At 61.8% G+C, this 7,364-nt stretch carries 10 protein-coding genes; 1 reads left to right on the top strand and 9 read right to left on the bottom strand.

Features of this window, described 5'->3' with window-relative positions:
• From I9P22_RS22600 to I9P22_RS22560, 9 genes are all read right to left on the bottom strand, one after another.
• Positions 1–389, bottom strand: a 389-nt coding sequence (locus I9P22_RS22600; RefSeq protein WP_199262315.1) for a DEAD/DEAH box helicase family protein, incomplete at its 3' end; no start/stop codon positions are given.
• The gene (locus I9P22_RS22595) at positions 386–772 is read right to left on the bottom strand and encodes a hypothetical protein (RefSeq protein WP_199262313.1); all 387 of its coding nucleotides are present in this window, start codon (positions 770–772) and stop codon (positions 386–388) included. The genes I9P22_RS22600 and I9P22_RS22595, both read right to left, overlap by 4 nt.
• Before the next feature lie 181 nt (positions 773–953).
• On the bottom strand, positions 954–1,511 hold the full coding sequence (locus I9P22_RS22590) for a recombinase family protein (protein WP_003100847.1): 558 nt from the start codon (positions 1,509–1,511) through the stop codon (positions 954–956).
• A complete protein-coding gene (locus tag I9P22_RS22585) occupies positions 1,505–1,876 on the bottom strand; it encodes a hypothetical protein (RefSeq protein ID WP_003100853.1) in 372 nt (123 codons plus the stop codon). Before I9P22_RS22585 ends, I9P22_RS22590 begins: the two co-directional genes overlap by 7 nt.
• On the bottom strand, positions 1,873–2,373 hold the full coding sequence (locus I9P22_RS22580; protein ID WP_003100856.1) for a hypothetical protein: 501 nt from the start codon (positions 2,371–2,373) through the stop codon (positions 1,873–1,875). Before I9P22_RS22580 ends, I9P22_RS22585 begins: the two co-directional genes overlap by 4 nt.
• The gene (locus tag I9P22_RS22575) at positions 2,370–2,696 is read right to left on the bottom strand and encodes a hypothetical protein (RefSeq protein ID WP_003100858.1); all 327 of its coding nucleotides are present in this window, start codon (positions 2,694–2,696) and stop codon (positions 2,370–2,372) included. The genes I9P22_RS22580 and I9P22_RS22575 overlap by 4 nt, the downstream gene beginning before the upstream one ends.
• Before the next feature lie 254 nt (positions 2,697–2,950).
• A complete protein-coding gene (locus I9P22_RS22570; RefSeq protein WP_003465043.1) occupies positions 2,951–3,307 on the bottom strand; it encodes a cupin domain-containing protein in 357 nt (118 codons plus the stop codon).
• Positions 3,308–3,543: 236 nt separating this feature from the next.
• Entirely contained in the window at positions 3,544–3,930 is a 387-nt protein-coding gene (locus I9P22_RS22565) for a HepT-like ribonuclease domain-containing protein (protein ID WP_003100872.1), read from the bottom strand.
• Positions 3,927–4,193, bottom strand: a complete 267-nt coding sequence (locus I9P22_RS22560; protein ID WP_016487057.1) for a nucleotidyltransferase family protein — start codon at positions 4,191–4,193, stop codon at positions 3,927–3,929. Before I9P22_RS22560 ends, I9P22_RS22565 begins: the two co-directional genes overlap by 4 nt.
• Before the next feature lie 182 nt (positions 4,194–4,375).
• Here I9P22_RS22560 and I9P22_RS22555 point away from each other — a divergent pair, with 182 nt between their 5' ends.
• Positions 4,376–7,294 carry a Tn3-like element ISPa38 family transposase gene (locus tag I9P22_RS22555; protein WP_199262311.1) on the top strand — a complete coding sequence of 973 codons (2,919 nt, stop codon included), beginning with the start codon at positions 4,376–4,378 and terminating at the stop codon, positions 7,292–7,294.
• The last annotated feature ends 70 nt before the right edge of the window (positions 7,295–7,364 follow it).

The following is a 7,364-nucleotide window of genomic DNA, read 5'->3' as shown; positions in this document are numbered from 1 at the left end:
AAGGCCCCATGACAGCCAAATCTCGCAATTAAGGGCAAAACTCGATGCCGAAAGCGTCGCGTCTCAGATTTAAAGGCAACGCGACAGCGGGTGTTCAGAGGTTTGGTTGCAGAGCCCACCACATTGAGCGACTTGATGTTCTGTTCAGCAATAGCCTGATTGGAACAGATGTAGACGATGTCGACGCGATCGACTTTGCCCTGCAGTTGTTCGATGGTCTTTGCAATCACACCGCGGGCAACCATGGTTTTGCCCAGCCCGACTTCGTCAGCGACTAAGAACTGATCTGTCGGGGACGGATCTGTAAATAGTCTTCGAAAAACGTATTCTACGGTCGCTTTCTGGAACGGTTTCAACAACGCAAGGTGTTCGTCAGCAATATAGGTCACCTGCGCCCCCTCTTTCTCGTTATAAGAGGCTCGAAGCTTTTCCACAGCGCGAGAAAATCCTTTGGAACAATGGTTTCGTTACCGGCCGGGTCATCGAGCCGCTCGATCAGGCGGCCGATCTCGTCTAGCTCGCCACTTTCCAGATTCAGCGCTCGCACCATCGGCTCGAGAAGCGAAGTGGTTCCATCGCCCAAGCTGCGAAGCCACTGACCTTCGCCACCCGTATCGCTTTCCAGAAAGCTTCCCTCACCAAGCGTGCCGAGCAGCAGACTGAGATAGCGTAGGAAGTTGCCGACGTTCGCGATGTGGGCACGAAGAACGGCTGCGTCACGGCCCTCTGGAACGCCGACCAAGCGCGCTCCAAGTGTGAACGTCAGTTCCACCTTCGTCTTCTCATGGAGCAGTCGAATTCCGAGCCAGCGTGTAACATCGCCAAGAGGTACAGCACCCAATGCAAGCACTGTATCAGAACCAGACAGCAATCTGCTCGCATCGTATCCCTGTTCATTAGGAATTGTGATCGCCCTAACAGGGGTCGTCTCAGAAAACGGAAAATAAAGCACGCTAAGCGTGCGTGGAGGCTGGCACCCAGCGGTACAGCGTCGGAATGGACACGCCGAGGTTCTTGGCCACGTCCTTGGGCGGCACCCCGCTGGCCAGCAGCTTCTTGGCCGACTCGATCTTGCTGTCGGTCATCTTCGGCTTGCGGCCGCCTTTGCGGCCGAGCTGCTTGGCGACTTCCAGCCCGGCGCGGGTGCGCTCGACGGTCAGCTCGCGCTCCATTTCGGCAAGGCTCGCCATGACGTGGAAGAAGAACCGCCCGGATGGTGTGCCGGTGTCGATGGAGTCGGTGAGGCTCCTGAACTGGACACCGTGCTTGTGCAGATCGCCGACCAGATCGACCAGTTGCTTGACCGACCGGCCCAGCCGGTCGAGCTTCCAGACGACCAAAGTATCGCCTTCGCGCAGCATTTCGAGCGTCTTGGCCAAGCCAGGCCGGTCTGCCCGCGTGCCACTCACCTTGTCCTCGAAGACCTTTTTACATCCGGCCTTGCTCAAGGCTTCGCGTTGCAGCTCCAGGTTCTGATCCTGCGTCGAGACGCGCGCATAGCCAATCAACATGGCTTGTCTCGCGCCCGGTCGATGCGTTCCTGCATCGCCTGCATCACTTCTTCGTGGGTGTACGATCTGGCGTTGGCGTCGGTGGCTTGCCGCAGGGCTTCCTCAACCTCGCGCGTCATCCGCTCGTAATCCTCCGGCCACAGCGCTTGCTCCATGCGCAGCGACGCCTGACCCAGCAGGTGCAGCAGGCTGAACAGCCGCATGTCGTTGGTGGCGACGATGCGCTCCCGAATCTGCTCCTGAATAGCTTCGCTAGCCCGATGCGCTTGTGGTGTGGCAGTCCCCTCGTAGTCAGCGGGGAATTCCGCTTCCTCGGCAATCCTTGCCCAGGCGCTGGCCAGCGCCTCGATGGTTGACGTGCTCATTTCCGCCGCTCCTGTGCTCTTTGGCGAATCAACCGGCCAAGGGGCCTCGACGCGAAAACCAGCAGCATCACGCCTATCGGATACCAGGTCGAGAAGACCACCAAGGCATCGAAGGCTGGCCGTCCGGTGTTGGTAGGCAGTACGGCGGTCACAGCCATCAACCCGCCGACCGTCCAGATGATGCGCCACACGTAGGGCATCACGCGGGGCACGTAGCCGTCATCGAAAGCGGTCTGGTAGTAGCGGCGCAGGCCGCGCTCGGCAAGCGCCTGGCGCTGCCGCTCCGACAGCGCATCCGTCCGGCCATACCAGCGCCGGAATGGTGGACAGCGCAGCAGCAAAGGGGTGAAGAGGATCATCACCGCCACGATCGCGACACCCCACGCCATGACGGCGCCGGCATCGGGCCGCTTGGCGTTCTCGATCACGGGCGCGAAGACGCCCGGAGCACCGATCATCCAGAACAGCGCAATGTGCTGATGGAAGGAGAGCTTCATTTGCTCATCCACTTGCGCAGCAGGCGCTTTTTCAGGGAGGCGCGTTCTTGCGGGTTGCGTCCCTTGTGATTGGCGATGCGATCCGCCGTGGCGGCCTGGCGCTTGACGGGCCAGTAGGAGCGGCCATCCTTGCCCATCGACCAGACGCTGCTGGCCTGGTTTTCCAGCAGGGGCAGATGGGCGCTCAGGGCTTCGGGCGACGCGCTGGTCAGCGCCGTGCGCTCACGGGTGCGCCAGCGCTGATGCCAGAGCTTCTTGTCCTCGCGCTCGCTGCCGCAGGTCGTGTGCCCGACGATGGGTGTTTTGCGGCGGCTGCGGCTCATAACGTAGTGGTCTCCAAGAACATTCAGGACTGATCCCAGGCGTCGATGGTCAAGACCTGATCGGCAGGACAGGCGGCTACGCGGTCGGGAACTGGATGGTGTTCAGTCTCATGCCGACCCCATTCGATTGATCGCGTCGCTTGCGGCACGCTGCGACGCAAGGAGGTTTGCGACCTGGTTTAGCAGCCGTGTCCGCTGCATGTCTGTTACCTATCTCCCCGACCGCTCATTGGACCAACTCCAGAGATTGGGCTCTATCGCTCAGCCAATACGAAACCGGCATTGGCTGATGCCACAACCGAGACGAACACAAATGGCTCGGTACCTGTATTTCGCGCCCCGTGCACTTGGCCCGGTCTTGCCACGGCTATCTCACCTTCCCTGAGGGCACGAACAATCCCATTGCCCTGAAAGTAATCAGCCATTCCCGACAAAACAGTCCACGTGTCTTGGCCGTGAGGATGAATGTGAGCCGCAATTTCCTGCCCGGGATGGACATGCCAAACCACGATAATTGAGTCTCGGGTTTCAAGCACAACGGAACGAATAGGCTCGCCTTCGGACGGCTGAACATACTCGGCTACAGAAAATATTCTCGATTCAACAGTCATCGGAGATCCCTCTTTCACAGTGCCCCCAGACAGGCTGGATATGAGTTCTAACTCGAATTTGAACGGGAGGCTGGTCGTGCGGTCGTGCAGTTGCCGATGAGCGTGTCGGCTGCTGCCTCCTTGCCCACCAGCGAACTCACGTCCGTTGCGGCCATCCAGAAGGTCTTGCCCGAGCGCGGCTCATAGGTCGCGGGATCGAACACGCCAGAGGGGCCGAACATCGGCGGCTTGATTGGTCATGGCTCCATGCCTTTGTCGTTACGGTCTTCATCGTCGGCATCCTGACGCACGGCGGGCAATTGCTGGAGCAACGCCGGCAGCCATTCCTGTACCGTCTCCCACACCACATCGAGGTTGATGTCGAAATAGCCGTGAGCCATGCGATTACGCATATTGCGCATGCTGCGCCACGGCACGTCGGCATGCGCCTGGGTGAACTCGACGTAGCCATCCATCACCTTTGTGGCCGCCTCGCCGATGACGATCAGGCTCATGATGACGGCCTGCTGGGTGCGCTTGTCGGCCAAGAAGTCGTCCTTGGCCATCCCTTCCACGAAGCTGCGCGCATCGGTTGCGGCCTGCTGAATGTGGTCGAGGTAATCGGGCAGGCGGTTCTCGCTCATATCGGTTGCGCCTCCGCGAGCACCTTGGCCCGGAACTTCGGCGGCAGGTCGCCGGGAGTCAGCAGATCGACGTCAACGCCGAGCAGCGATTTCAGTTCTTCTTCCAAATCGCCCAAGTCCAACAACGTGGCACCGGGCAGCGCATCGACCAACAGGTCGAGGTCGCTGCCATCCCGGTCGGTGCCATGCAGCACCGAGCCGAAGACGCGCGGGTTCGCGGCGCGAAAGCGGCCTACCGCTTCACGCACTGCGCTTCGCTTCATGTCAAGCACAACAGACGGTCGCATGGGCATCCTTTCTTATCGAAACTCGTTGAGATGATATGCAATCAAGAATAGAATTTCAAGAACTATTTTCGAGAATCGCAATGCCTTGATTCCCGTGCCGCGCCGGTTGCCTTGGCGGGCTTGTCACAAACCTACGTTTTCAAGAAGAAGGAAACCGCATGCCCCGCCGTTCGATCCTCTCCGCCGCCGAGCGCGAAAGCCTGCTGGCGTTGCCGGACACCAAGGATGAGTTGATCCGTCACTACACGTTCAGCGAAAGCGACCTCTCCATCATCCGGCAGCGGCGCGGCCCGGCCAATCGGCTGGGCTTCGCGGTGCAGCTCTGCTACCTGCGCTTTCCCGGCGTCATCCTTGGCGCTGATGAGCCACCGTTCCCGCCATTGCTGAGACTGGTCGCCAACCAGCTCAAGGTCGGCATCGAAAGCTGGGACGAGTACGGGCAGCGTGAGCAGACCCGACGCGAGCACCTGGTCGAGCTGCAAACGGTGTTCGGCTTCCAGCCGTTCACGATTGGCCACTACCGGCAGGCTGTCCAGTTGCTGACCGAGCTGGCCATGCAAACCGACAAGGGCATCGTGCTGGCCAGAGCCTTGATCGAGCACCTGCGGCGGCAGTCGGTCATTGTGCCCGCCCTCAACGCCGTCGAGCGGGCGAGCGCCGAAGCGATTACCCGCGCCAACCGGCGTCTCTACGACGCCTTGGCTGAGCCGCTGACGGACGTGCATCGCCGTCGCCTCGACGATCTGCTCAAGCGCCGCGACAACGGCAAGACGACGTGGCTGGCCTGGCTGCGGCAATCCCCGGTCAAACCGAACTCGCGGCACATGCTGGAACACATCGAACGCCTCAAGGCGTGGCAGGCGCTCGACCTGCCCTCCGGCATCGAGCGGCTGGTTCACCAGAACCGGCTGCTCAAGATCGCCCGCGAGGGCGGCCAGATGACGCCCGCCGACCTGGCGAAGTTCGAGCCGCAGCGGCGTTACGCGACCCTGGTGGCGCTCGCCATCGAGGGCATGGCCACCGTCACCGACGAAATCATCGACCTGCATGACCGCATCCTGGGCAAGCTGTTCAATGCCGCCAAGAACAAGCATCAGCAGCAGTTCCAGGCATCCGGCAAGGCGATCAATGCCAAGGTGCGGCTGTTCGGGCGCATCGGCCAGGCGCTGATCGAGGCCAAGCAAGCGGGCCGCGATCCGTTCGCCGCCATCGAGGCCGTCATGTCCTGGGATGCTTTCGCCGAGAGCGTCACCGAAGCGCAGCGGCTCGCGCAACCCGAGGACTTCGATTTCCTGCACCGCATCGGCGAGAGCTACGCCACGCTGCGCCGCTACGCGCCGGAATTTCTCGACGTGCTCAAGTTGCGGGCCGCGCCCGCCGCCAAGGACGTACTCGACGCCATCGAGGTGCTGCGCAGCATGAACAGCGACAACGCCCGCAAGGTGCCCACCGACGCGCCGACCGAGTTCATCAAGCCGCGCTGGCAGAAGCTGGTGATGACCGACACCGGCATCGACCGGCGCTACTACGAACTGTGCGCGCTGTCGGAGCTGAAGAACGCGCTGCGCTCCGGCGACATCTGGGTGCAAGGCTCGCGCCAGTTCAAGGACTTCGAGGACTACCTGGTGCCGCCCGCGAAATTCGCCAGCCTCAAGCAGGCCAGCGAATTGCCGCTGGCCGTGGCCACCGATTGCGACCAGTACCTGCATGACCGGCTGACGCTGCTGGAAACGCAGCTCGCCACCGTCAACCGCATGGCGCTGGCCAACGAGCTGCCGGACGCCATCATCACGGAGTCGGGCCTGAAGATCACGCCGCTCGATGCGGCGGTGCCCGATACCGCACAGGCCCTGATCGACCAGACGGCGATGATCCTACCGCACGTCAAGATCACCGAATTGCTGCTGGAGGTAGACGAATGGACGGGCTTCACCCGGCACTTCGCCCACCTGAAGTCAGGCGACCTGGCCAAGGACAAAAACCTGTTGCTGACCACGATCCTCGCCGACGCGATCAACCTGGGCCTGACCAAGATGGCGGAATCGTGCCCCGGCACGACCTACGCCAAGCTGGCCTGGCTGCAAGCCTGGCACATCCGCGACGAAACCTACGGGGCGGCACTGGCCGAGCTGGTCAACGCGCAGTTCCGACATCCCTTCGCCGAGCATTGGGGCGACGGCACCACGTCATCGTCGGACGGCCAGAACTTCCGCACCGGCAGCAAGGCCGAGAGCACCGGCCACATCAATCCGAAATACGGCAGCAGCCCAGGGCGGACGTTCTACACCCATATCTCCGACCAGTACGCGCCGTTCCACACCAAGGTCGTGAACGTCGGCGTGCGCGACTCGACCTACGTGCTCGACGGCCTGCTGTATCACGAATCCGACCTGCGGATCGAGGAGCACTACACCGACACGGCAGGGTTCACGGACCACGTCTTCGCGTTGATGCACCTGCTGGGCTTCCGCTTCGCCCCGCGCATTCGTGACCTGGGCGACACCAAGCTCTACATCCCGAAGGGCGATGCCACCTACGAGGCGTTGAAACCGATGATCGGCGGCACGCTCAACATCAAGCACGTCCGCGCCCATTGGGATGAAATCCTGCGGATGGCCACCTCGATCAAGCAGGGCACGGCGACGGCCTCGCTGATGCTCAGGAAGCTTGGCAGCTACCCGCGCCAGAACGGCCTGGCCGTCGCCCTGCGTGAGCTGGGACGCATCGAGCGCACACTGTTCATCCTGGACTGGCTGCAAAGCGTCGAGCTGCGCCGCCGCGTGCATGCCGGGCTGAACAAAGGCGAGGCGCGCAACGCGCTGGCCCGCGCCGTGTTCTTCAACCGCCTGGGGGAAATCCGCGACCGCAGCTTCGAGCAGCAGCGCTACCGGGCCAGCGGCCTCAACCTGGTGACGGCGGCCATCGTGCTATGGAACACGGTCTATCTGGAGCGGGCCGCGAACGCCTTGCGTGGCCACGGTCAAGCCGTCGATGACGGCCTGTTGCAGTACCTGTCGCCGCTCGGCTGGGAGCACATCAACCTGACCGGCGATTACCTCTTGTCGCGTAGCCCTTAATTGTGAGATGAGAGATTCAACGAAATCAACGGCTGTCCTTTGCCCTTAAATATGAGATTTTGCCTTTAAT

The sequence above is a fragment of the Paracoccus binzhouensis genome, from assembly GCF_016446475.1.
Taxonomy (GTDB): Bacteria; Pseudomonadota; Alphaproteobacteria; order Rhodobacterales; family Rhodobacteraceae; genus Paracoccus; species Paracoccus binzhouensis.
This window is presented reverse-complemented; position numbering and strand designations above follow the sequence as displayed.